This is a genomic window from Paenibacillus sp. FSL H7-0756 (assembly GCF_038006765.1).
In the GTDB taxonomy this organism is placed as follows: domain Bacteria; phylum Bacillota; class Bacilli; order Paenibacillales; family Paenibacillaceae; genus Paenibacillus_AQ.
Genome location: NZ_JBBOVT010000001.1, coordinates 275,162 through 298,360 on the forward strand (window position 1 = coordinate 275,162; position 23,199 = coordinate 298,360).

Below are 23,199 nucleotides of genomic sequence, written 5' to 3' on the forward strand. Positions count from 1 at the left end.
TTGATTTCCCATAAAAAGGGACAAAAAAGGCCGCCATTTCGGGTAATGGTAAGTACGACCAAACCAAACCGAAATGAGGCGACCTCATGAATAAATATACCCCATTCTTGGCCGTGTTCAAACAAGTATTAACTTCGGAAGAAGTCCAAAAGGTAAGCGGGCAAACCAAGGACTACGAGGATACGGGAACCAAAATGACCGTCGGTGTGTTGTTCGACTACTTTGTCCAAGCCTGCTACCACCAATGGGATGGCTTTCGTCAAAGTGCTCGGGTGGGCTCGAACTACGGTTTGCCCAAGGTTCATTACTCCACCCTTTCGGGCAAAGCCGGTGAAGTGCCTTACGATATCTTCAAGCGTTTGTTTCAAATGCTCGTCCAGAAATGTAACCGGCAAACCCGGCGGCACCTGAATCTGCCTAAAGATCTGCTGCTGATTGACTCTACGACGGTTACGGCAGCCAACTCCCGCATGTCTTGGGCTCCGTATAAAAAATTTAGAGGTGGCATTAAACTGCACGTTGCTTTTTCGCAGGGACAGCATTCACCCGTGAAGGTGGTCGAATCGATTGCCCGGCGTAATGACGCTCCATTTGGAGAAGTCTTGGCCGATAAGGACTACCTTTTAGTTCAGGATCGGGCGTATGGCAAAATCGGTCGATTGGATCAATATGTGCAGCAAGGTCAGTCCTTTGTGATTCGTCTGAAAGACAACCTCCATTTGGTGATGCCGCGAAAGCTTCGGCGACCGGCGGAGGGAGACACCCAAATCGTACGCGATATCACCTGTTATATTGGTCAAGGGAAACACCAATCCGCCCAGCGCCACCGCGTCGTTGAATTTGAAAATGACCGGGGTGAAGTCGTACGTGTCGTGACCGATTTGAGAAAAGAGTCCGCTCAGGTGATTGCTGAAATTTACAAAGCACGATGGGAGATTGAAGTCTTTTTCCGCTGGGTGAAACAGCATTTGAATGTCCCATGTCTATTTGGAACCACCGAAAATGCAGTATATAGCCAATTGTTTGTGGCCCTTACCGCGTATGTGCTTCTGAAATACATTTTTGATGAAATTCATCCGAAGGTACCGGTCTTTGCTAGGCTGACTCTTTGGGAATTTATGCAGTACTGGCGTATATTTAATCTTCCGCTGGAGTGGCAGATTCAGTTGAGTCTGCTCAGGCGTAAAGATCATATAGGTGTTTTTGAAATCCCATAATATAGGTAATCAACACGCCTGCATTTCGTGCAGCATTTCCGCACACGCCGCTCCTATCGAGCCACAGTGTTGCATTTCGTGCAGCATTTCTACACACGTCGCCCCTATCAATCCATAATGTTGCATATTTTGCAGGATTTCACTAAATTTGTTACTGGTTATGGCGAATTGTTGCACATTTTGCAGGATTTCCGGCGATTCGGCGCTGCGGGAGCTGGATTGTTGCAACTTTTGCAGGAATTCAGACGATTCTGCGCTGGCGGGAGCTGGTTTGTTGCATTTCGTGCAGGAATTTCTGCGCAGGTCGCCCCTATCTAGCCCCATTGTTGCATTTTATGCAGGATTTCCGCACACGCTGCAACTGTCACACGCCGCAAGCCGCCCCACGCCAAACAGGCGATGCCACATGCGCATCGCCTGTTTATCGTAACTGCACCTGCTGTGCTGCTATCCAGTAACTGCTGCTTAGGACTCTAGGCCGCCCTCACTAGTCACATAATGACTGGTATCTCCGTGCAGCACAATCTCCGGCTCGCCGTCTGTAATATCAATTCTGCACAGACAGGTAGGGTGAATGTAGGGCAGATCCCACAGCTTCTCCATCGCCCGGTCTTCGAAATAAGCCATCAGTACCTTCACCACCACCGTATGGGTGGCAATGAGAATCGTGCCAGCTTCATGCAGGTCTATCAGTTCACGCAGCTTGCCGAGCGCACGCTCCTGCACGGCGGCGAAGGTCTCGCCGCCCTTGATGCTGAACAGCGCCGGGTCGCCCCAGAACAACTGGTGCTGCTCCGGGTACTGCTCCTCCAGTTCACCGGCCTCCCGGCCTTCCCAGACGCCGAGGTTAATCTCTTTGAATTCGTCATAGGCGGTAAGCGGAATCTCCCGGTCTCCCCGGATAATCTCTGCCGTCCGCAGCGCCCGCGGGCTGGAGCTGGCATATACCGCATCCAGATGGACATCCTGCATCGCCTTGCCCAGCCACTCTGCCTGCTGTACCCCCAGCGGCGTAAGCGGAGAATCCTGATGGCCCTGCATCCGCTTCTGCACATTCCATTCCGTCTGCCCGTGTCTTGTAATATACACCGTAGTAGTCATGAATTCTGATTCCCCTTTACCCAAGTATGTATCGATGTTTACATCGTCCCGCTCCGGCATCACATCAGCCTCTGCCCGCCGTATCCGTAGGGTCTACCTGCGGCTGCGTTCCAGCCACTTCACCCCATAATCGACGATCTCCCGCTGCGGGACAAGCTGCGCCGCAGATGCTGCAATGAAGCCCTTGGCAATCTGCCCGGTCTCCTTGTCAAAGTCCGCGCCAAGCTCAGCGAAATCATCCGAATTCCAGTTGTAATCACTGAACTCCACCCATTGACGCGCACCGTCCACCAGCATCGGAGCGCCTGCGATCACTTCCTGCTTCCCGGCATAATTCGCCCGGTGCTCCGCCAGATGCAGCGAGGTATTGTTCCCATGGTCCACGCCTAGCAGCAGAACGCTTCCCCCTAGCTCATAGATCCGGGCCAGCGGCGACTGCTCTCCGAAGGCATATTCCAGGCCATGCCCGTCAATAATGACATCCCGGTGCTTCCCCCAGGCGGCAAAAGAATCAATCGGATGACTGCTGCGCCGCACCCCCCGCTGCTTGCGGAAGCAATCCGGGATAATCCCCATGCCGCGAATCGGCGTGAGGTCCGGGTCGTACGCCGGCATATGCTCGCGGATGCCCGGCCACCATTCCTCCGGCACCGGCGGTCTGCTCCAGCCTGACGGATCGGTCAAATCCGAGGATTGCGTTGGCATCACCAGTGTCCCTTCCTCACCCAGCACCTGCTCCAGCGCGAGGATCACGGCAACGGGGCCGCCTGCCACCCACTGCCCGAGAGATTTGAAGGAGGAATGCATTAGCAGCGTCATTCCCTCCTGCACACCCAACCGCCGGAAATCGGCGGCGAGCCTATCTACTGTAATCAATGTTCCTTGTACTTCCTCCATGGTAAGTCACCTCCCAGCCGTTCATCTCTCCTATCATAGACCAGAACCGGCAGCCTTGCCACCCGGCCCACATCTTACGCCCGTGATTACTCCTGCACTTGCACTTGCACTTACACCTGCTCCTGCACTTGAACCTGCACCTGCTCCTGCTCCTGCTCCTGCTCCTGCACCTACACCTGCTCCTTACTCCTGCACTTGCACCTGCTCCAGCGTTAAGACTCCTTATCCTCAGCCTGTCCGGGATAACGTCCCATCAGCAGCTTGGCCCGGTATTCCCCGGGAGAGATGCCCTCCAGCTCCTTGAATACCCGCGCGAACTGCTTACTGTTCTCGAAGCCAACGGACTCAGAGACGGAGGCCAGCTTGACCCGGTTATCGGCCAGCAGCTCTTTGGCGTGGCCGATGCGGACTTTTTTGAGATACAGCACGAAGCTCTCCCCGGTATAAGCCTTGAATGCTTCGCTGAAATAAGAATAGTTGAGGGACACGTAATTACTGACCATCGCCATGTTCAGCGGGCGGGCGTAGTTCGCTTCGATATACGCCATTGCTTCCTCCATATCGGCATGCTCGGTGTGAGCGGATTTGATGCCTATAATATAATCGTTAACGCTTAGGAGCAGATGCTCCAGCGCACGGTAATAGTCGTGGAAATGGCGGAAATTATGCAGGTTGCCCACTTGGCGGTAGAGCTTCAGTACCTCCACCGAAGCTTCGCCGTGTGTTCGGAATACCTCATCCAATACTCTTTCATTCATACTCCGCCCTACATTCTCCAGGTAACTCAGATCCAGCCTCAGCAGATGCTCCGTCTGAAAAATAACCGCAAGCAACGCCTTGATCTCCTTCTCGCGCCCGGTTCCCAGCATATTGAGCAGCTTACGCAGCTCCTCCTCCGGGTGCGGGAAGCTCAGCCGTCCAGCCTGAATATCCGCATAGTCCACGAAGCTGGCCTGCGGCGACAGGAAGGTATATTGCAGCGCCCGGCAAGCCTCCAGATAACAGGCACGGAACTGGTCGGCGCTGCGGCTCTCCCTGCTGATTCCGAGCAGCAGCCGCGTAAGCTCCTTGGACTCTGCCTTACTTGCCAGCTCCAGGAAGCTCTCCCCCTCTCCGACAAGCACCAGCTTCCCGTCCCCGTCCGTCAGAATCTCCGTGAACTTGTGCTCCAGCGGTCCGCCCAGCTGCTCCAGCAGCCCTTGCACTTCTGCCGGCTTCATCCGTGTACCGTCACTGTGATAATAGTTCAGCACCCCTACTGTAAAAGGCAGCGTCAGCCCCGCAAGCTCCTCCTGCTGGGCAGCCGATACCTCGCCCTCCTGCTGCAACAGGAGGCTGCGCAGGCGGGCCGCCCGCAGCTCGCGGCGGTAGCCCTCTGCTTCCTGCAGCTGCTTATGGCTGCTGGATTCCCGCTCCTCCCCCTCCTTGGCTATGCGTTCGAGAATCTCGAACAGCTCCTCGCGGCGGATCGGCTTCAGCAGATAATCCTTGACGCGGTAGCGGATCGCGCTTTTGGCATATTCGAAATCATCATGGCCGCTGAGAATAATGACAGCCGGAGCTCCGCCCGCCCCTGCTTCCGCAGACAGCCGAGCCAGCAGCGTAATCCCGTCCATGATCGGCATCCGGATATCGGTAATAATCACATCCTGCCGTTCCCGCTTGTGCTGCTCCAGTGCCTCTGCACCGTTTCCCGCCATCGCTATATTGTAGACCGACGGATATTCCCGTTCGATCATCGCCTTCAGACCTTGACGGATCATTCTCTCATCATCCACAATCATCAGATTTGTCATCGCTGATTATCCCCCGTCAATAGAACTTTGGGCAGAGACATATACACCGCTGTCCACTTCCCTGCTTCGCTCTGCACTTCCAGTCCATAGGCTTCCCCGTAAAAGAGCTGCAGGCGCTGATGCACATTGCGCAGCCCGACGCCTCCCGCCTTATATCCTCCGCTGCTGATCCCGGAAGCGTCTGCTCCAGGCTCTTCCTTCGCATAGATCGCCTCATGCAGCTCTACCAGCCGCTCCTGCGTCAGCCCCAGCCCGTTATCGCGCAAGACAATGAAAATATCGCCCTCCGCCTCTGTAAGCTCAATCTTCACAATCCGGTCCGTTAACTCCACGCCGTCTGCATTCCAGGCATGCTTCACGCTGTTCTCAACAATCGGCTGCAATGACATCTTAAGCACCTCCACTTCCAGATAAGCGCTGTCAATATGAAGCTCCAATTGAATGGTGTGTTCGAACCTGATATTCATAACCTCTATATAATTCTCAATGTGGCGGAGCTCGTCTCTCAGCTTCACATATTCCCCGGTCCACTTGAAATTATAACGCATCATCCCGCCCAGCCGGGTTAGTGCATCCGAGATGGTTCGCTGGTTCTCAATTTCGGCCAGCATCTTGATATTCTCCAGTGTATTATAGAGAAAATGGGCATCGATCTGATTATGCAGGGTCCGCAGCTCTGCCTCCTTGGACAGGGCCTGCTTATAGACCGCCTGGGCAACCAGCGTATTGATCGTATTCATGAGCTTGGAGAAATGATGCGCCAGCTCTCCGACCTCTCCGCCTCCGCTGACCTTAATGCTGCCATACGGCTCGCCCCGGCGTACCTTCTTCATCGTCTCTGTCAGACGGCGGAGATTCTTCAGAATGAATGCATTCAGCACATACGTAATCGCCGTAACCAGGAAAATAAAACCGATATTTACCCCGATAATCAAATTGCGGGTCCGCGAAATATCCTTCATCAGACCTTTCATCGAGACCACCGTGACCAGGGAGGCATCGATCTGCTCCACCGGCGCCTGAATCAGCAGGTACGAATTCCCGTTCTCCTTGTAATCCATCTCCCATTCCCCGGTCTTGCGGTAGACGGCCAGCCGCTCCTTGATCGCTGCGCTCAGCCCGGAATCAGTGGTCAGGAAGGAGTTGTCGGTACGTGTGAACAGATTCAGCGCATCATCGACAATGACCATCTGGGATTCGTTATCCTGTACAGAGGTATAGGTCTTGGGCGTGAATTTGCTCAGCAGCATATCCACCTGGACCATCCCGATATGATTCCCTGCCGGAATACTGATCTCCCGCAGCACGGATACCTTCGGCTGACCTTGTCCGGATCCCCCCGAGGAGCGCTGCATCAGATCGATGTCCGTATTCTGAAAGGACCAGAGATTCCGCCTCCCTTCCAGCTTCATGGCCTGCTGGAACCAGGGCTCCCTCGACACCCGGGATTCACGGAAAATAACCGGCCATATCTCATATACATTCGGACTGGCAGAGAACAGATACAGATGCTCGATGTTGGGGTTATTGAACTGGATCTGGCTGAAATTCAAAAAGGTAGTCGTATTGAAATCAATCAGCTCGCCCAGGGTCGGGTCATCCTCACTGATCAGATAATCGCGCACACTTTTATCGTTATACGCCATCTGAAGCGCCCGCTCCATGGCCTCAATCTGGTTGAGTACATGCATTCTCTCCATTTGCAGCAGATAGCTGTTCTTCTCAATTGAATCCCGCATATAGGTGTTGTTGATTTCCTTATACGAATAGAAGGACACCAGCAGGCTGGGTCCCAGAATAATGAAGATATAGGCCGCAATCAGCCGGCTCTGCAGTGACCTCCGCCCCCACCAGTAGTGGAAGGAGTTCCATAATGCCCCTGTTCTCTCTCTCATGCCCACCTCTTGAAAATAGCCCAAAAGCCCGCAGTATGCGGGCCATTTGGGTCTTATATTTTAAAACTTACATTCCGAGTTTTTTCTTGTTCTCTTCATATTTCGTCTGGCGGTAAGCATCGAAGGTCGCTTGGCCTTCTTTTTCCTTCTTCGCAATATATTCCGTCCAGATCTTGTCGAATTCCGCATCGGAATCAGCCATCAGCAGCTTCGGCATCGTCTTGCCGCGGAGCTGTTTCAGCTTGGTGGCGATAATGCCTTCCGGTGAGTTACCCGTAGGATCGATTAACTGGAACTCTGAAGTATTGATCGATTTGCCTTTGGTCCAGTCTTCCAGTTGCTTGAACGGTTCAACGGATTCCGGTTTCCACTGGTCGGTAATATTCGTATTTTGCAGCATCCAGAAGGTGAAGGAGGAGCCGTATTGCTTATCGAAGGCTGCACGGTCTGAGTTCATGAGCTTATGCGCTTCAGGCAGGAACTGGTCCTTGCCGTCAATTGTATCATAGCTGACCCCTTTTTCGCCCAGATAAAGATCCTTGTTGCCTTCTTCACTGTTCAGATAGCTGAGGAATTTAATCGCACGCGCCTTATCCTTAACATCCTTCGAGATCAGGGTTACCGTCCAGCCGGAGATCCCGGGGCCGTTCAGTGCAGGCTGATCCATCTTGGTGTTAGCCGGACCGTCTACTGCAATGTACACCTGCTCAGGGTTCTTCTGGAAAATCGTACCGAGCTGGGAAGCAAAGTCCGTACGTTGATAGAGCATGGCGAAGTAGCGGCCCTGTACGATCTTTTCTTCCATTTGAGCACGCTTGTCAATGAAGATATCCTTCGCAATCAGTCCGTCCTGGTTCGCCTGGCGGAGGGTCTTCATCCAGCGGACATACTCAGGGTCCGTCTCACGGTCATAGACCTTGCCGTCTTTTTCCCAAGGGATATTCAGGAAGTTCTGAATGTAGCCTTCAAGGGAATCATTGCCGTTCTCGGTGAACTCATGCAGACCGAGCGGAATCAGCGGCTGTCCGTTCACTTCTGGGAATTTCTCCTGGGCTGCCTTCAGAGCGCCGAGGAAGCCTTCAGGTGTGCGCATATCCGGGCTGCCGATCGCTTCATAGATATCCTTACGGACTGCGAAGGTCTGGTTCGAGATATAAGTATCACCATATTTCTCGTAGTCGGCAGGAGAAGAGGAGGAGTTAGGATAGCCGTAGACGTTACCGTCCGGCTGTGTGTACCAGCCCAGCTTATCTTTATCCGAGACCTTGAAGAAGTACGGGTCATATTCCTCAGCCAGCTTGTTCAGCGGAAGCACCAGCTCGCCTTCCACCATTTTTTTGATTGCATCTTCCCAGTAGCCGAGCGTGATGAAGTCTGGCAGCTTGCCGGAAGCAATCAGCGTATTCAGCTTTTCATTCTCATTGCCGGCAGGAACGATGAAGTTCACGTTAACGCCGGTCTTCTTCGTAATATATTGCGAAGTCGGGTCAACGCCCCACTTGTTGGCGAACCAGGCAAAGTTCAGGTACCAGTCGAAGGTGATCGGTGAAGTATCGCTTTTCCAGCCAGGCTCATCTGCGTTCAGTGCAGGTGCTGTTGTTTCTGTGGCTGGTGCTTTGGTAGCTTCCGCATTCGCCGGTGTATTACTCCCGCTTGCGTTATTGCTGCTGGAGCAGCCTGCCGCCAAGGAGGTCAGCATTAGCCCTGCAAGCAGCAGGCCCATTTTCTTTGGCTTATGTTTCATACCCATTTGTTTACCCCTTTTCTAGAAAATAATAATTATAAGCTCAACCCCGTTGCCCATAAGACACCCGGGCGCTGGAGGAGTTACCTGGTAGCAAGGAGATCATCAGCCCTTGATGGAGCCGATCATCATGCCTTTGACGAAATAACGCTGCAGGAACGGATAGACGAATACGATAGGCAGCGTAGTGACAACCATGGTTGCCAGCTTGATGGACTGGGACGTTACCGATCTCGTTGCCGCGTTACCCTGGACAGCCACCATCATGGTATTGGAGCTGGACTGGGCGACTACACGGAACAGATACGTCTGAATCGGCTGCAGATCCACATTGTTGATATAGATAATTCCGGCAAAATAATCATTCCATTGATACACGCCGTGGAACAGCGCAATGGTAGCAATGACCGGCATGGAGACCGGAAGAACGATACGCAGGAAGATAGACCAGTCATTGGCCCCGTCAATCCGGGCCGCTTCCTCCAGACCCTCGGGGATCTCCCGGAAGAAGGTCATGAAGATAATGAGATCGAAGAAGCTGAACATCACCGGAATGATATAGACCAGGAAGTTATCCAGCAGATGAAGGTCGCGGTTCAGCAGGAAGGTCGGAATCAGACCGCCGTTGAAGAACAGCGTAATAGTGCCGATCAGGATGTAGATTTTGCCGCCTACCAGATCCCTGCGGGATAAAGCATACGCCACCATTGCAGTGAAGAATACATGGACAGCGACACCAAGCACGGTCTTGGCTACCGTAATCCCCATGGCGAGCATAATGCCCGGGCTTGCGAATACCGCTTCGAAGTTCTTCAGCGTGATCATCCGCGGCCACCAGTAGATCCCGCCCAGCATGGCGTCGTTCCCGTCATTGAAGGAATTGACCAGCACATACCAGATCGGATACAGCGTCAGGAAGCAGACGCAGAGCATGACCAGATTATTGACGATATCAAAGATGGCTTCACCTTTGGTTTTACGTTTTAGAGCGAACATATATAGGTCCTCCTTGTCCTAGAACAGCGACGTGTCGTTGATTTTTTTGGATACCTGGTTGGCAATCAGCAGCAGAATCAGTGCTATAACCGCTTTGACCAGGGTGACCGCCGCAGAATAGGAGAAGCGGTTGGAGACAATACCCGTTTGATAGATATAGTAGTCAATTACATTAGAAGCACTGTCATTGAGTGAGTTCCGCAGGACCAAAATCTGGTCGAAGTTGGAATTCAGTACCCCGCTGACGGCCAGAACGAACAGAATGCTGATTGTTGCCCGGATTGCCGGCAGTGTGACAAACCACATTTTCTGGAAGCGTCCCGCTCCGTCAATCGTTGCTGCTTCGTACATTTCCGGAGATACGCCGGCGATGGCCGCGAGATAGATAATGGCGGACCAGCCAAGCTCCTTCCAAATGTCGGAAGTAATAATAATGGTCCAGAAGTAACTGGGCTCAGCCAGATAGGTAATCGGCTTGTCAATCAGATTGAGTGCAAGCAGAATATTATTGATAATCCCTACATCAGCCAGCCAGGTGGCCAGAATCCCGCCAAGCACAACCCAGGACAGGAAATGCGGCAGATAGGAGATCGTCTGAATAGCCTTCTTGTATCTGATGGAACGGACCTCATTGAGGAACAGGGCGAATATGATCGGCAGCGGAAAACCGATGAACAGCTTAATCAAGCTGATGCCAAGCGTGTTACGGATGACATTCGGCAGATCCTCGTCAGCGAACAACTCCCTGAAATGCTCCAGCCCTACCCATGGGGCTTCGGCAATCGACTTGACGATGTTATATTCCTTGAAGGAAATAATCAAGCCATAAATCGGGATGTAGTTGAAAATGATCATCCAGACTACGCCGAGCAGGGCCATGGTCTGCAGATGACGCTGGGCTACAAACTTTCTCCACAGTGTGTTTTTGCGACCTGAACCGGTTTCGATTGACGCCGGAATGAGCGGCCCCATAGCCGGATTCGGCTTGGTGTTACGTTTGTTCTCCATCGTATGGACCTCCAAAATACCTATCTTTATTGTGAAGCGTTTTCATCTCTATGTAAGTATTGTATGCGTTTTAGGTATACGGTAAAAGGCCTCATTTTTCGTATTTAGGGGCTCATTTTTCGGCTTGGAGCATTCTTCTGAACTCCCCAAGCCGGGGCCAGTTACACATGCAGAACCGCCTGCTCCTCCGATAGTACAATATAATCACCGATCACGCTGTCCTCAAAGGCAGGCTTGCGCGGCTGGCCGTTTCCGAGCGGCGGCAGATCCTGATGGTATTTGTAGAAAATAAGCTGGGATCGCGTGCCTTCCTGCGTCAGCTCAAGCCGCAGCTCCTCATCCGTCAGCTGGACAGCGGACACCACGCTCTCCGTCACTCTCCCGGTAAGCTCATCCCACTGCTGCTCCTCAGGCTCCCCTGCCCAGCTGGATAACCACGGCCGGTGGCTCCCGTTATATCTCAGGTGGCATTCAATCACTCTGCCGTCCAGCATAATATATTGGCCCGATGCCCAGACGGCATACACAAGATACTGCCTGATACCCTCCTTCTCCAGCAACAATCCGAAGAACCCGGGACCGCCCATGCCATAGGTTCCCAAATGGGTAGAGAATCCCACTGCCCTGCTGCCCAGCAGCGAGTCCGTGTCAATCTCTGTCAGGGTATGAGGTCTGGCGGTCATCATCGCCTCGCCTTCTTCCGCCTCATAGTGGAAATCCCTGAACGCAGGTTCTTCCACCCAGCCCTTTGACTCCCACTCCTCCCGCTGCGCGGCCGGAACAATCATAGAGTATTTCTCAATCAGTCCCATCTTAAGCTCGCTCATTTCTTCATCCTGCTCCTCTCCTGTTAACAGATATATACCCACTATTATAAGCTAATTGTTTGCTTGACAGGATTTGCACTTATGCAGGCCTCCGCGTCAGCACGTTGCGATTGTGATCGGTTTTCCAAGTACATTCGGCCTACTCGCCTTATTCACAACAGACAATCAGAAAGGAGGCCCCCAAGGACCTCCTCTCCATACATTCTATAACCGTTATTCCATCACCGCACGGATCGCGGCAATCTCCCCGCGCCGCAAGGCCTCGGCATCTGCGCCGCGCAGCAGGCCGCCGGATACACTGCGTTCCTCGCCGCTGCGGAATTCCAGCTTCATCTGCTGAATAACCGCCTTGCTATCGCCGAAGGTATCCGCATGACGCGGATTCACGTACGTCACTTCCGTGCTGCCCAGCAGCTTGAAGGAGACCTCTCCCTGCCCGTCGAACAGCCAGCCGGGCAGGGCCGGATGCAGCGCCAGTGTTAGTTCGCCATCCTCCATAGCGAACAGGCTGCTGCCTGCCATCATCGTTCTCCACATGCTCAGGAACTCGGCCGTAGAGCCGCTCAGCCGCGCTACAAATCCCCGTCCGTGTGTATGCGGGTCAGGGTTGCCGCCCGTTGCGATGAACGAGGAATTCTCCAGCGTGCTGCGTCCGTAGACCTCAGGGTCAAGGAAGGGAATCAGCGATGTTCTCAGCTCACTGTAGAATTCTTCATACAGCCCCGCCTTCAGCAGCTCAAGCAAGTATTTATACGACATGTGCAGGAAGTTCGATTCCCGCTCCTGCCAGCCTGCGGTGAACGCCCGGATGCGGCCGATCTCATGCCCCTCTTCCTCCAGCGATACCGAAGTGCGGTACATCGAGGTGACCGGATCGAACAGCCCGCTCTGCTTCACCTTGCTGTATATGTCCTTGGCCGTCTCAAGATCATCTAGCGTTTTGAGCCAGCGGGTCGGGCCTTCCAGGAAATACGGCAGCGCCGAGGCCTCGAATTCCTCTACGACTGCCTTCGGCAGTCCATAGCCGCTGATGACCGGCTCGCCGGCTGCATCCGTGACCGGCCGGAAGCGCGTGGCTTCGAACCGGAAATAGGTAGGAACCAGTCCGCCGCCCATCTCCACCGCACGCGCGATCCCCTGATCGGTCTTGCGCAGCCATTGCTCCAGCATTCCGCGAATCACCTTAAGGGAGACATCGCTGGTCTCACCAGTAATCCCGAAACGGATGTCCGCGCGGTATGCCTCACGCGCCGAGGCCACGCGGTCCCAGTACGCGAATGGGTCCAGCGAGCCGTCCAGCACTTCCGTTACAGCCTGACCTACTTGTGTCAGCAGCGCCGCGATCTCCGATGGGAGGGCAACTGTGGACGGAAGCTCCGCACTGTTCTCCAGCGCTTCCGCCATGAAGACCAGCATCCGCTTCAGCTCCAGCGTCTCGCTCATCCCGGAGCCGATCAGGCCTGGCAGCCCGTTCATTGCATCGTTCCAGCCCGGCTTGTTCGCCTCCATCTCCACGCCCATACCGTAGGGATCAAGCGTGGCGAATTTATTCAGAGCGAGCGACAGCATTTTCACAAATAGGCTGGTCCGGTAGATCTCACCGTGCCCGCCTTGCGTGCGCAGCCACTCGGTACCGGATGCCTTGCGCTTCAGCTTGTGCAGCTTCTCCTCGTCCTCCAGCAGGGCTCCGAACTGCCGTACCTTGCCGCCGCTGATTACATACTTCTCGCTGCGCGGCAGGACATAGGCCGGAGAGTCGTAGAACGCATACGTCTCATCTCCGAACAGCAGCTCCCCAAGGCGCTCAGGATAAATATCCAGATAGCCTTCCACCAGATCCAGGTTATACGTCCAGTGATCCGACCAGAATCCCTCGCCGAAGGCGGCTTCAATGTTCTGTTGCGACAGCGCAAGCACCCCGCTGAGGAATTCCTGCTCGCTTAGGGCTAACGCAATCTGCTGATCGGCAATATAGTTAATCAGACTGCCTGCGGTGAAGCGTCCGGCCAAAAGCTTGTTGAGTCCCGCATGCTGCTCCGCAAGCGCCCCGGCCAGCCAGGTCTTAAGCTGCTCCTCCGCACCCGGTAGAATCTCGAAGCTGGTGCCCTGCACACTGAGCGGATTGTAGCCGTCTGCCTGAATCAGGCTATAGAACATTTTGATATTGAAGCTGCCCACCTTGGGATGGAAGAAGACGTCGTTGCGGCGGTTCTGGTTCATATCGCGGAAATTCCCGTTCCCCTGCGAATAATATTCAGGAGCCAGCGAGAAGAAATTATAATCCCGTTCCATATCACCATGCTTGCGGGAATAGAGATGGACGACGAAGCCCTCTTCCCCATTGTCAAAGATAAACGGATAACCCCCGCGCAGGAAATTATCGAGATAGGACTGGCGGCAATATGCGTCGAAGACCGGCGAGGACGTCCGGGTGGCGATATCCGCAGTTAACTCCTCGGTCAGCGCAGCAGCTTCAAGGGATTTGGCAGCAAAATATTCCTCACGGCACAGCTCCGCCGTCCGTTCATTGATCCGGGCAATATCATTCACATGCCCGATGATCGTGTTCAGCTTCAGCGAAGCCCCCGGGGCCAGTGTCCGGGCTGTGCCGCTGAAGCCGCACGGCACCTTGTTGACCGGATACTGCGGCTGTGCCAGCAGCTCTGCCAGCGGAAGCGCCGCGAAGCGGTCGGGATAGGTCAGTGAAGTATTCCCGCCAAAGATCACTTCATAGTCTACCAGCGGGCGGAGCAGCTCCCCTTCCGCTGTGGAGGAGAGATAGAAATGCCCGCTCTCGATCTTACCGATTTCGGCATCGTCATTCGTGCCCGAGCGCAGCTTGTAGAACGGGATTCCGTTCTCCAGGTTGAACACATCCATCCAGCTGCGGAGCAGGTTCCCCATCTCCTTATAGTTGCTGTTCTCTACCCCGAACGGAAGTACCTCCGGCAGACCGTCCAGCAATTCAAGCTCAAGCTCAGCCCCGCCGATGTTCTGAATCTCCACCTGACGGACCAGCGCAGCATAATCATCCCCGGGAAGGTTGAAGTAGTGGACCGTGTTCTTCAGTCCATGTCCTTCATGCGTCTCCTCAATAGTTAGACCGTTCGGCAGAATGGTCATGATCCGCTTGGCTTCAGGGTCCGGACGGGCCGACTGGAACGGTTCATAGATCTCCCTGCTCCCCTTCAGCTTGATGAAGGTGCGGAAGCCGGTCGATGTTACATTCTTGTAGGAGATGTTGGCCGGCGAGAACTCCATGATCGGCGAGTTTTTGTCCCGCACGCCGAAGCTGCTGATCCCTTGGCCGCGGTTCACATAGAATGTCCACATCGGAATCCCCTTCAGTCCGGCCAGGCCGGGCAGGAAGCTGGCAAACGGCTTGCCTTCGTGGAACTGCTCGATGATAAATTTTCCTGAATCAAAAGTATAATGGCTCATTAATTACTCCTCCTAAAGTATCTATCAATACTTATGTGCCCCGCTTCAGCCGATCTGCTATAGCAACCAGTGCTTAAGTGCGGAGCTTGCTTATGGGATTTAACTTGCAGGGCAATTGCATTTCATACAAACAAAGTACAACAGTTTCATAAAGCCGCAGGAAGGGAGAGCTGATAGATTCAAAGATGCGAGTGTGGTGAGCGGCGCAGGTAAGAAGTGCACAGGTAAGTGACACAGGTGCGGTAGTACTGGTGCTTAGCATTGATGCAGCAACCGCTACCACCATCCACTCCTCCTTTTTACAAGCCCGCAGGCCTAAGCCTGTGTAATCACATGTGTCGCAATAGAGTGCGCAGGCAGCGTGCACTCAGCAGTCTCGCCGCCCAGTTCCAGCGTCAGCGTACGGGCTTCCCCGCCTTCGTTCATCAGCACCACAGCGAGGCTGCCGTCCGGATTACGGAATGCGGCTGACAGTACACCCTCTGCCGCCGAATCCAGGCCGATCCGCACTGCACCCGGAGCGATGAATTTGCTGAAATGCCCGATGTAATAATACGAGCTGTTGTAGTGGACCTTGTCTGTAGCCGTATCCGCAATCACCGGAGCGTCGCAGAGATTGCCCACATGGTTCGGTCCGCCCGTCTCGTCCAGCACCAGATTCCAGTCCAGGTAGCCTTCGGTCCAGGCATTAAGATCGCCGATCATATTGCGGCCGTAGCGCTCGCCCGTGAACCATTCGCCCAGACGCACGCCGCCCTCCTGGCAGCCTTCAGTGAACAGCACATGCTTATCCGGGAAAAGCTCATGCACCTGCTCCACATTGCCGAACTCCTCGCCGCCGTACCAGTGAATTCCGGTCCCCCAGACATACTGTGCAGCTTCCAGGTCCGACAAAATCGGGGTCACGCGCTCGACCATAATATCGCGGTTATGATCCCAGATCACGATGTTCACATCACCCATTCCGGCTTCGTGCATCACGGGGCCGAGATGGTTTTTGACAAAATCACGCTCTTCCTCAGCACTATACACACAGGAATCCCAGGTCTGCACCGCTGCCGGCTCATTCTGTACAGAGACCGCCCAGACCGGAACGCCTTCCTTGCGGTAAGCTTCGATGAATTTGGTATAATACCGCGCCCAGACCGGCGCATACTCCGGCTTCAGCGAGCCGCCGTTGTTCATCTCCCCGTTGGTCTTCATCCATGCGGGCGGGCTCCACGGGGAGGCCAGCATGGTGAACGGTCCGCCCCGGACCTCCATAGCATCCTTAATCAGCGGCAGAACCCACTTATGGTCACGCGAGATATCGAAGGTCTTAAGCTCCGTATCCCCATCCTCCACATACGTATAATTACCGAGTGCGAAGTCACAGCTATGGATATGCACACGGCCCATGCTGTAATTCAGCCCGTCTACCGGGTCGAAATACCGCCGGATGACCTCTGTACGCTTCGCCGGACTCATCCGGGACAGGGTATACGCCGCTGCTTCTGTGAATGCGCCGCCAAAACCAATAATGGTCTGGAAAGCCTGCTCCGGCCGCAACCTGATATCTGCTTTTGCCGCGGCGCCCTCTGCACTAAACTGAATGCCTTCCTTGGGAGTCAGGCGATCCCCTGTATCTTTGGCGGTCACTACGGTTTGTACTGTTGTCATGTTCATCGCTCCTTTATTATTTTTGCCAAACGACATCAGGGACGAAAGAAATCGAAACCGGTTTCGATTTTGCCGAAAAAAAAGGTATTCCTGAATGAACGCATCTTCATCACATGCGCGGCGCGGCGCAGGAATTCCTCACAATAATCTCTACAGGCAGCACAAGTGCTTCCTGAGCCGTACCTGGACCGTTCATAGATGCCAGCAGCAGCTCCGCCGCCCGGGTCCCCAGCAGTTCGGTATTCTGGCGTACAGTGGTCAGCGCAGGCGTGACGTATCCGGCAAGCTCAATGTCGTCATAGCCCATCACCGAGACATCCTCCGGTACCGCAAGCCCCTGATCCTTAGCCGCCATCACCGCACCCAAGGCCAGCAAGTCACCCGAAGCAAAAACAGCCGTCGGCCGCTCCGGCAGCGCCAGCAGACGCTTCATTGCACCATAACCGTTCTCCATCGCGTAGAAGGCTCCCTCTGCCACATACTCATCCGGCACCTCAAGTCCCTGCTGCTCCATCGCCGTTCTGTACCCCAGCTCCCGCTGCTGTCCCGGATAGGTGTTCCCGCCTCCCGAGATGTGGGCAATCCGGCGGTGTCCAAGACTGACCAGATACTCCACGGCCTGCAGGGCACCGGTCATGTTATCCGAGCAGACGGTATGCGACAGCTCCGTCTCGAAATCGAGCACCACGGTCGGAATATCACTCTCCAGCAGCTCCCGGAAATACGGGTCATCATAATCAGAGAGGAATACTACTACCCCGTCGACGCCGCGAATCCGGCAGTTCTCCAGATATCCGCTTCTCTTGCCGCCGACATCCTTCGAGATGAACATGAGGGCATAGCCCTTGGCTACGGCAACCTGCTTGAAGCTCTCAATCACTGCGCTGAAAAAAGGATGGCGGATGCCCGCCCCCGTATTCTCCACAAACAGCACACCGATGGTCCAGGATTTCTTGGTCGTCAGTGTACGTGCATGCGCATTGGGCAGATACCCCATCTCCCGGGCGGTACGCAGAATCTCGTCACGCGTCTTCTCCCGCACATCGGAATAGTTATTGAACGCCTTGGACACTGTGGTTGGCGAGTAGCCGGTCCTTTTGGCAATATCGTATATTGTGGTCATTTCCGGTTCACTCCCGCAGCTCAATGAAAGCCCTTTTATGTTCACTGACATTCTAACTTCTTTCGGCACAGCCGTCCAGCATAAAATATCCTTGGACCTCAGGCAGCAGCGTCACGATCTGAATCAGCAGCCCAGTTCACCCTCCGGGAAATTCGCATGATGTGCCTGCCTGTGTGAATGTCTGCAGTTTACGCTATACTAGTATCAATTAGGACAACTACTAACATTCAAGCAGACGCATGCAAGCAGATGCACTTATCATTCACAATACAGAAGGGATTGGACGGTTGCGGCTTAAGGCTGCTTCTGCCAAGTACACTTATGACTGAGACGACAACTCTACCTCCAACCAAAAAATGCGCGTACTGCCATCAGCTTAAGCCGCTCGCTGAATTCCGCAGACGCACAGGCAAGCGCGCCAAGGGCTTGTCCCGGCGCGGAGCCTGCCGGGAATGCCGCAAGCTCCGCGAGGCCGAGGCTTCCTTGCCGCCGGTGCGGGCAAGCTTAGCGCCTGCCCTGCCGGAGCGCCAGGCCGGACCGGCCGGTCCCCTCAAGCGGGACAAGGGGCCGGCCTCTGTCTCCGGGGCAGCTGCGCCCGGGAAGGCACAGCCGCCCATGGCCCAGCCCCGGCAAGCCGCCCGGCCGGAACGTGCCCGGGACGCAAGAGGCAGCGCGGGAGCGGCCGGCCTTAAGGGCAAGGCCCGGCCCCGGCATGCCGCCGAGACCGGGCGCAGCCTTCCGCAGCAGCGCGGGCCGAAGCCCGATCCGCAGGATGCCTCTGCCCTGATCCCTTCGGCCAAGGGCATGATTCTCATGCGCGGGCATAGCGATAAGGGCCGCCGCTGGCATCAGGAGATCGACCTTGAGCTTGCCGTGACGCTGGTCAAGGAGCATGCGGCCATCGTTGTGAACCGGCGTACGATCCGCCGCTTATACAGCAACAAGGACTTCCGCGTCTATATTTTGACGAGGGACCGCTATACCTGTTATTTCTGCGGGCAATACGGGGATACCATCGATCATCTGCTCCCCCGCGCCAAGGGAGGGCATACTACGCCGGATAACTGCGTCTGCGCTTGCAACTTGTGCAATCAAACGAAGGCCGACCAGTCGGTGGAGCAATTCATGAGCCGGTAATGTTCTTGACCCGTCCAACCTGGCCGTCCGAGAGCCGCACCTTGATCCCGTGCGGATGGCGGGGCGAGTTGGTCAGGATGTCTTTCACTGTGCCGTGCGTGAGCTTGCCGCTGGCCTGGTCCTGCTTCAGCACGATGTCTACCTGAATGCCGGGGCGGATATCCGCTCTAACTTGTCCGTTCATAATACACTCTCCTTTCCGGTAATATTTACGTTATATATAGTCTACTTACTCTTACAGATAAGGATGAACAGCCATGGCTTTTGGAATCAACCGGGCAGAATTAACCCGCTGGAAGCAGGCCGTCTCCGCAGGGGAGATTGCCTTCCTGACCCATTACTGGATCGATGCACGCTACCCTGAGATCACGACTGTCACCAAGGTAGGGTGCAGTGATCTGCCCCGCCTGCGGGAGTGGTGCAGGAAGCACGGTCTCCCGGCGCGGTATATTCATAACCGCCAACCGTTCCCCCACTTCGACCTTATGGGCCCGAAGCAGGCGGAGATTCTCCGCCAGGAGGGCTTATGGGAGCAGCTGGAACGCTTCCGTATGCTCTGATCAACCGCAGACGGCGGAGCGCCTGTGACCGGGCAGTTATTTCGGGTTCCGCAGATCCTTCATAATCCGGCGGCCGGTCGGGGTCTGGGCCAGCCCGCCCCCTGCCGTCTCCCGGTGCTTCTCGGGCATCGCAGAACCGACCTCCAGCATGACCTTAATCACTTCATCGGACGGAATCACGCTGCGGACGCCAGCCAGGGCCATATCCGCCGCGGCAAGTGCCGTAACGGCACCGAAGCCGTTGCGGACAATGCATGGAATCTCCACGAGTCCGCCTACCGGATCACAGATCAGCCCGAGTGTATTTTTGAGCGCGAGACCTACCGCATGTACCGCCTGTGCCGGAGTCCCGCCGCGCAGCTCGGTCAACGCTCCGGCCGCCATGCCGATCGCTGACCCCACCTCGGCCTGACAGCCGCCTTCCGCGCCCGATACAAAAGAATTATTAGCAATAACATACCCTATCGCTCCTGCCGCGAACAAACCGGAAACCATATAGTCATCGTCCCAGCCGAAGCGCTCCTGACAGCTCAGGAACACACCGGGGATAATTCCGCATGAACCGGCAGTCGGTGTGGCAATAATCCGGCCCATAGAGGCGTTCACTTCAGATACGGCAAGGGCATACGCCATCGCCTGGCCTGCCGGTCCCCCGAGACAAGGCTCATCCGCTGCATTATAGGCGGCCACACGCTGGGCATCCAGGCCTGTCAGTCCGCTGCGTGAGGTGGTGTCTTCGGTCATGCCGCGCTGCACCGCTTCCTTCATCACCCCGTAATACTCGCGCATGGTGGCGAATTCCTGCTCCTTGGAACGGCCCGATTCTGCGCTCTGCTCCTCAAGCATCAGTGCGCCGATCCCAAGCTCCCGCTCCCCGCATAGTACAGCCAGCTGGCTGAGTGTTTGAAAATTCATGTTGTGATGTCCTTCCCCTTCTGTGTCTGTTCTTGTGTATTGCCGTTCAAATCGACTACCTTGACGCTCTTCACTGCCGGAAGCGCCCGCAGCTTCTCCAGCAGCTCCGCCGTGGCTGACTCATCCAGCTCCAGCACCGTCAAGGCCGCCCCGCTGCGGTTCTTCCGGTCCAGTGACATATGTCCGATATTGAACTGTCCCTCCCGCATGACATCCGTAACACTCGCCAGCACACCCAGATAATCCATATGCTGAATCAGTACGGTCGGGTACATGCCGGTCAGCTTCACACTGAAGCCGTCAATATCCACAATCTCAATATTGCCGCCGCCGATGGATGTACCGGTAAGGGTCATCTCCGTCCCGCTCTCCCTGCCTGTAAGTCGCAGACGAACCGTATTGGGATGGGGAAACAGCCCCGTTCCCTGACCGAAGGAGATGCTCATCCCGGCTTCGGCCGCAAGCTCAATGGAATCCGGCAGCCGGTGATCGTCCGTGGCGAAGTCAAGCAGCCCCCCGGCGATCGCCCGGTCTGTCCCATGTCCCTGATAAGTCGCGGCAAAAGAACCGAAGAACGTAACCTCGGCCTCTCGCGGCAGCTCGCCAAGCACCTGTCTTGCCGCCCGTCCGATCCGTGCGGCTCCCGCTGTATGAGAACTGGAAGGCCCGACCATGGCCGGACCTATAATTGAGAATACATCTTTAAATCTCATAGTTCTGGTCTCCCGCTATCTAAATTCGGCCCTGTACAGCGAATGATGTAATGATGTCCATCCGTTAATTGTACAGCACTTATATATTATACTGCGTCCGCACCAAAGCTACACTATTACATGAATTGTGAGGGAAATAGAAGGATAATGTATAGCGTGAAACCTATAAATTCTTATTTTGAGAACAGTACCAGCCCGTCCCGCTCCTGCCAGCCGATACGGGTCCAGAAGCTGCGGCCCGGGGCATTATCTCCGATCACCATGAGATGGCATTTCGTTATGCCCGCTTCCCGCAGTTCCGCGAGGCAACGCCTCACCAGCTCACGGCCTGCACCGCTTCCCCGGCTGGCGCTGTCAACCGCCACATGATACATATAACCCCGGCGTCCGTCATGCCCGCACATCGCTGTGCCTATAAGGGTGCCGCCCTCCTTCACGCACACTTGGCTGATCCCCGGATTCCGCTCCAGATAACGGATAATATGCTCACGCGAGTCGGCTTCACTGAGACCCATTCCGTCCGTATTCTCCCATAACCGGTAAGCCGCCTCGTAATCTTCCCCTGTCATTGCTCTATATATCATGTATTCTCCCCATTTCTATGTTTATGACTCCGCTTCACGCCGCACGCTTTTCTGGGCGCATGCATACCCATATACGGAAGAGCTGAGCAGGCAAGGAGGAGCAACCGCCGATGAACCCCGTGTACCCTTATTATGGCAAGTGGAAACAGCTTTGCCGTCCTTTGAAAGGACGGTACCGTTTCAGCGAGAAATAGAAGGATAAGTTATCGTGTGAAACCTATAAGTTTCTTATATTTTGAAAAGACGGTAGGCCATGTGCAGCCTGTCGCTCTTCCCACTCAGCACCAGGACCGCCAGCCCGGACTGGAGAGCGTGATGCAGCCGCCTCCAATCAGCGGGCAGCTGCTAGGCAGTGCTTTTCCTGACTCAGGCGGCACTTCCGCATCTGCATTCAGAGAGCTGCATCATTAACATTGCCTCCATAACGGCTTACCGGGGACACAAGCAGCTGATTGCCTATTCGTCCACCAAGGCGCTATCGTCTCCTTCACCTGTCCTCTCGCCTTGTCTCTCGCCGCCAGCGGCATCCGCATCAACAGCGTAGCTCCCGGTCCGGTCTGGACGCCGCTGATTCCTGCCAGCTTCTCTGCGGAGAAGGTCAGGTCAGTGTCTTCGGCACAGAGACTCCGTTCAAGCGTGCGGCACAGCCTTACGAACTGGCAGGAGCCTATGTCTACCTGGCCAGCGATGATGCTTCTTATGTAACCGGCACCTGCATTCATGTTAACGGCGGGGACATGGTTACCAGTTAATCCATGTCCAGGCTTCAGCCGGTCATTCCGGCCGTGTTCATCCCCCACCCTGAAAGGATGTATAGCGATGAATCAACACAAGGATTTCAACCTGCCTTCTGTCCGCCTGAATGCGGGCATGTACGCTCTAACCAAGCTGTCGGCCGCCGGATTGACCTTCATTCTGCTCTCCCTGTTCATGCTGATCCATGGCTATGAGAACGGAATTCCGTCCGGCTGGCCGGTATCGGTGCCTTATGCCATCTACGCCTACGGCCTGCCGGCTGCCATCCTGGCCGATGCGCTGCTGCGCATGTTCCGCTCCACCTCACTCAGCCCTTCACTGGCCCTGTACGCCATTGCCGGCTATGGCGCCGGGCTGTGGCTCGCTGCGGAGCAGGGCGGCGACGCCCTCGTCTCCGGCCTTACCGGACTCGCAATCCTGCTGCTGTTCCGCATCGCCCAGATCGCGGGCGAACGCTTCCCGATCCTGCTTCCCTTCTTCGCTCTGTTCATTCCGCTGGTCTGTCTGGTTCTATTCTGACCTGGACGGTTTCAGGGGAGGCCGGGTACTGGGCAGGGCTGGAATAGCGGGTAAGGCTGGAGAGCGGGTAAGGCTGGAGAGCGGGTAAGGCTCGGATAGCCGGAGGGCTGGTATACCAGCTAGGGCTGTAACATTGAGTAGGCTGGTATCCCGGCTAGCGGAGTAAAGTAACCTCTAAATTTATAGATTGGCTCAGTAAGAGGAGACCACAGACTATTGTGTTCGGTTTTCGCATACGTTGGGCCCGGTGACCTTCCTCAAGCACAGCGTGTTAACTCCCATCCTCCGGCGCATCGCGCGCTATTGTATGC

At 55.2% G+C, this 23,199-nt stretch carries 21 protein-coding genes and 1 pseudogene; 6 read left to right on the top strand and 16 right to left on the bottom strand.

The window, feature by feature from the left end; translation table 11 throughout:
• Positions 1-86: 86 nt before the first annotated feature.
• Positions 87-1,217 (top strand): IS4 family transposase, encoded by a 1,131-nt coding sequence (locus NST04_RS01190; RefSeq protein ID WP_341182832.1) that lies wholly within the window; start codon positions 87-89, stop codon positions 1,215-1,217.
• Between the two features lie 9 nt (positions 1,218-1,226).
• Here NST04_RS01190 and NST04_RS01195 read toward each other — a convergent pair whose 3' ends face one another.
• From NST04_RS01195 to NST04_RS01250, 12 genes are all read right to left on the bottom strand, one after another.
• Complete coding sequence (locus tag NST04_RS01195) at positions 1,227-1,541, bottom strand: hypothetical protein (RefSeq protein WP_341182833.1); 315 nt, start codon at positions 1,539-1,541, stop codon at positions 1,227-1,229.
• A gap of 141 nt (positions 1,542-1,682) precedes the next feature.
• On the bottom strand, positions 1,683-2,318 hold the full coding sequence (locus NST04_RS01200; RefSeq protein WP_341182834.1) for a histidine phosphatase family protein: 636 nt from the start codon (positions 2,316-2,318) through the stop codon (positions 1,683-1,685).
• 93 nt (positions 2,319-2,411) lie between these two features.
• The gene (locus NST04_RS01205; RefSeq protein ID WP_341182835.1) at positions 2,412-3,215 is read right to left on the bottom strand and encodes an aminoglycoside N(3)-acetyltransferase; all 804 of its coding nucleotides are present in this window, start codon (positions 3,213-3,215) and stop codon (positions 2,412-2,414) included.
• 212 nt (positions 3,216-3,427) lie between these two features.
• Positions 3,428-5,011, bottom strand: coding sequence for a response regulator (locus tag NST04_RS01210; protein ID WP_341182836.1), 1,584 nt, complete (start codon positions 5,009-5,011; stop codon positions 3,428-3,430).
• Positions 5,008-6,906, bottom strand: a complete 1,899-nt coding sequence (locus tag NST04_RS01215) for a cache domain-containing sensor histidine kinase (protein ID WP_341182837.1) — start codon at positions 6,904-6,906, stop codon at positions 5,008-5,010. The genes NST04_RS01210 and NST04_RS01215 overlap by 4 nt, the downstream gene beginning before the upstream one ends.
• Positions 6,907-6,973: 67 nt before the next feature.
• The gene (locus NST04_RS01220) at positions 6,974-8,656 is read right to left on the bottom strand and encodes an extracellular solute-binding protein (protein ID WP_341182838.1); all 1,683 of its coding nucleotides are present in this window, start codon (positions 8,654-8,656) and stop codon (positions 6,974-6,976) included.
• Between the two features lie 99 nt (positions 8,657-8,755).
• Complete coding sequence (locus NST04_RS01225; RefSeq protein WP_341182839.1) at positions 8,756-9,646, bottom strand: carbohydrate ABC transporter permease; 891 nt, start codon at positions 9,644-9,646, stop codon at positions 8,756-8,758.
• A gap of 18 nt (positions 9,647-9,664) precedes the next feature.
• Positions 9,665-10,654, bottom strand: a complete 990-nt coding sequence (locus NST04_RS01230) for an ABC transporter permease (protein WP_341014930.1) — start codon at positions 10,652-10,654, stop codon at positions 9,665-9,667.
• A gap of 161 nt (positions 10,655-10,815) precedes the next feature.
• Positions 10,816-11,481 (bottom strand): hypothetical protein, encoded by a 666-nt coding sequence (locus NST04_RS01235; protein ID WP_341182840.1) that lies wholly within the window; start codon positions 11,479-11,481, stop codon positions 10,816-10,818.
• A gap of 213 nt (positions 11,482-11,694) precedes the next feature.
• On the bottom strand, positions 11,695-14,922 hold the full coding sequence (locus NST04_RS01240) for a cellobiose phosphorylase (protein ID WP_341182841.1): 3,228 nt from the start codon (positions 14,920-14,922) through the stop codon (positions 11,695-11,697).
• A gap of 315 nt (positions 14,923-15,237) precedes the next feature.
• Complete coding sequence (locus NST04_RS01245) at positions 15,238-16,581, bottom strand: glycoside hydrolase family 30 protein (protein ID WP_341182842.1); 1,344 nt, start codon at positions 16,579-16,581, stop codon at positions 15,238-15,240.
• 109 nt (positions 16,582-16,690) lie between these two features.
• A complete protein-coding gene (locus NST04_RS01250; protein ID WP_341182843.1) occupies positions 16,691-17,704 on the bottom strand; it encodes a LacI family DNA-binding transcriptional regulator in 1,014 nt (337 codons plus the stop codon).
• A 321-nt stretch (positions 17,705-18,025) separates the two neighbouring features.
• On the opposite strand from NST04_RS01250, the gene NST04_RS01255 reads away from it, so the two are divergent.
• A complete protein-coding gene (locus NST04_RS01255; RefSeq protein ID WP_341182844.1) occupies positions 18,026-18,841 on the top strand; it encodes an HNH endonuclease in 816 nt (271 codons plus the stop codon).
• Here the strand turns inward: NST04_RS01255 and NST04_RS01260 are convergent.
• Positions 18,828-19,025 carry a YwbE family protein gene (locus NST04_RS01260; RefSeq protein ID WP_341182845.1) on the bottom strand — a complete coding sequence of 66 codons (198 nt, stop codon included), beginning with the start codon at positions 19,023-19,025 and terminating at the stop codon, positions 18,828-18,830. The genes NST04_RS01255 and NST04_RS01260 overlap by 14 nt on opposite strands.
• A 73-nt stretch (positions 19,026-19,098) precedes the next feature.
• Between NST04_RS01260 and NST04_RS01265 the strand changes: the two genes are divergently transcribed.
• Entirely contained in the window at positions 19,099-19,401 is a 303-nt protein-coding gene (locus NST04_RS01265) for a hypothetical protein (protein ID WP_341182846.1), read from the top strand.
• A gap of 36 nt (positions 19,402-19,437) precedes the next feature.
• Here NST04_RS01265 and sdaAA read toward each other — a convergent pair whose 3' ends face one another.
• From sdaAA to NST04_RS01280, 3 genes are all read right to left on the bottom strand, one after another.
• The gene (gene sdaAA / locus NST04_RS01270) at positions 19,438-20,316 is read right to left on the bottom strand and encodes an L-serine ammonia-lyase, iron-sulfur-dependent, subunit alpha (RefSeq protein WP_341182847.1); all 879 of its coding nucleotides are present in this window, start codon (positions 20,314-20,316) and stop codon (positions 19,438-19,440) included.
• The gene (sdaAB, locus tag NST04_RS01275) at positions 20,313-21,029 is read right to left on the bottom strand and encodes an L-serine ammonia-lyase, iron-sulfur-dependent subunit beta (protein ID WP_341182848.1); all 717 of its coding nucleotides are present in this window, start codon (positions 21,027-21,029) and stop codon (positions 20,313-20,315) included. The genes sdaAA and sdaAB overlap by 4 nt, the downstream gene beginning before the upstream one ends.
• 173 nt (positions 21,030-21,202) lie before the next feature.
• A complete protein-coding gene (locus NST04_RS01280) occupies positions 21,203-21,613 on the bottom strand; it encodes a GNAT family N-acetyltransferase (protein WP_341182849.1) in 411 nt (136 codons plus the stop codon).
• Between the two features lie 210 nt (positions 21,614-21,823).
• Between NST04_RS01280 and NST04_RS01285 the strand changes: the two genes are divergently transcribed.
• The 3 genes and pseudogenes from NST04_RS01285 to NST04_RS01295 all read left to right on the top strand — a co-directional run bounded on the left by NST04_RS01285 (position 21,824) and on the right by NST04_RS01295 (position 22,888).
• On the top strand, positions 21,824-22,024 hold the full coding sequence (locus NST04_RS01285) for a hypothetical protein (protein ID WP_341185266.1): 201 nt from the start codon (positions 21,824-21,826) through the stop codon (positions 22,022-22,024).
• Positions 21,972-22,365, top strand: a pseudogene (locus NST04_RS01290) (SDR family oxidoreductase); the annotation flags it as partial. The gene NST04_RS01285 and the pseudogene NST04_RS01290, both read left to right, overlap by 53 nt.
• A gap of 67 nt (positions 22,366-22,432) precedes the next feature.
• On the top strand, positions 22,433-22,888 hold the full coding sequence (locus NST04_RS01295) for a hypothetical protein (protein ID WP_341182850.1): 456 nt from the start codon (positions 22,433-22,435) through the stop codon (positions 22,886-22,888).
• Positions 22,889-23,199: the final 311 nt, after the last annotated feature.

Bases quoted from the DNA above. Each gene is read 5' to 3' on its own strand.
- NST04_RS01200 (WP_341182834.1), bottom strand. From the start codon at position 2,318: ATGACTACTACGGTGTATATTACAAGACACGGGCAGACGGAATGGAAT.
- NST04_RS01210 (WP_341182836.1), bottom strand. From the start codon at position 5,011: ATGACAAATCTGATGATTGTGGATGATGAGAGAATGATCCGTCAAGGT.
- NST04_RS01215 (WP_341182837.1), bottom strand. From the start codon at position 6,906: ATGAGAGAGAGAACAGGGGCATTATGGAACTCCTTCCACTACTGGTGG.
- NST04_RS01220 (WP_341182838.1), bottom strand. From the start codon at position 8,656: ATGGGTATGAAACATAAGCCAAAGAAAATGGGCCTGCTGCTTGCAGGG.
- NST04_RS01280 (WP_341182849.1), bottom strand. From the start codon at position 21,613: ATGATATATAGAGCAATGACAGGGGAAGATTACGAGGCGGCTTACCGG.
- NST04_RS01190 (WP_341182832.1), top strand. From the start codon at position 87: ATGAATAAATATACCCCATTCTTGGCCGTGTTCAAACAAGTATTAACT.
- NST04_RS01250 (WP_341182843.1), bottom strand. From the start codon at position 17,704: ATGACCACAATATACGATATTGCCAAAAGGACCGGCTACTCGCCAACC.
- NST04_RS01295 (WP_341182850.1), top strand. From the start codon at position 22,433: ATGAATCAACACAAGGATTTCAACCTGCCTTCTGTCCGCCTGAATGCG.
- sdaAB (WP_341182848.1), bottom strand. From the start codon at position 21,029: ATGAGATTTAAAGATGTATTCTCAATTATAGGTCCGGCCATGGTCGGG.
- NST04_RS01265 (WP_341182846.1), top strand. From the start codon at position 19,099: ATGGCTTTTGGAATCAACCGGGCAGAATTAACCCGCTGGAAGCAGGCC.
- NST04_RS01195 (WP_341182833.1), bottom strand. From the start codon at position 1,541: ATGGGGCTAGATAGGGGCGACCTGCGCAGAAATTCCTGCACGAAATGC.
- NST04_RS01235 (WP_341182840.1), bottom strand. From the start codon at position 11,481: ATGAGCGAGCTTAAGATGGGACTGATTGAGAAATACTCTATGATTGTT.
- NST04_RS01255 (WP_341182844.1), top strand. From the start codon at position 18,026: ATGACTGAGACGACAACTCTACCTCCAACCAAAAAATGCGCGTACTGC.
- NST04_RS01260 (WP_341182845.1), bottom strand. From the start codon at position 19,025: ATGAACGGACAAGTTAGAGCGGATATCCGCCCCGGCATTCAGGTAGAC.
- NST04_RS01225 (WP_341182839.1), bottom strand. From the start codon at position 9,646: ATGTTCGCTCTAAAACGTAAAACCAAAGGTGAAGCCATCTTTGATATC.
- NST04_RS01240 (WP_341182841.1), bottom strand. From the start codon at position 14,922: ATGAGCCATTATACTTTTGATTCAGGAAAATTTATCATCGAGCAGTTC.
- NST04_RS01230 (WP_341014930.1), bottom strand. From the start codon at position 10,654: ATGGAGAACAAACGTAACACCAAGCCGAATCCGGCTATGGGGCCGCTC.
- NST04_RS01205 (WP_341182835.1), bottom strand. From the start codon at position 3,215: ATGGAGGAAGTACAAGGAACATTGATTACAGTAGATAGGCTCGCCGCC.
- NST04_RS01245 (WP_341182842.1), bottom strand. From the start codon at position 16,581: ATGACAACAGTACAAACCGTAGTGACCGCCAAAGATACAGGGGATCGC.
- sdaAA (WP_341182847.1), bottom strand. From the start codon at position 20,316: ATGAATTTTCAAACACTCAGCCAGCTGGCTGTACTATGCGGGGAGCGG.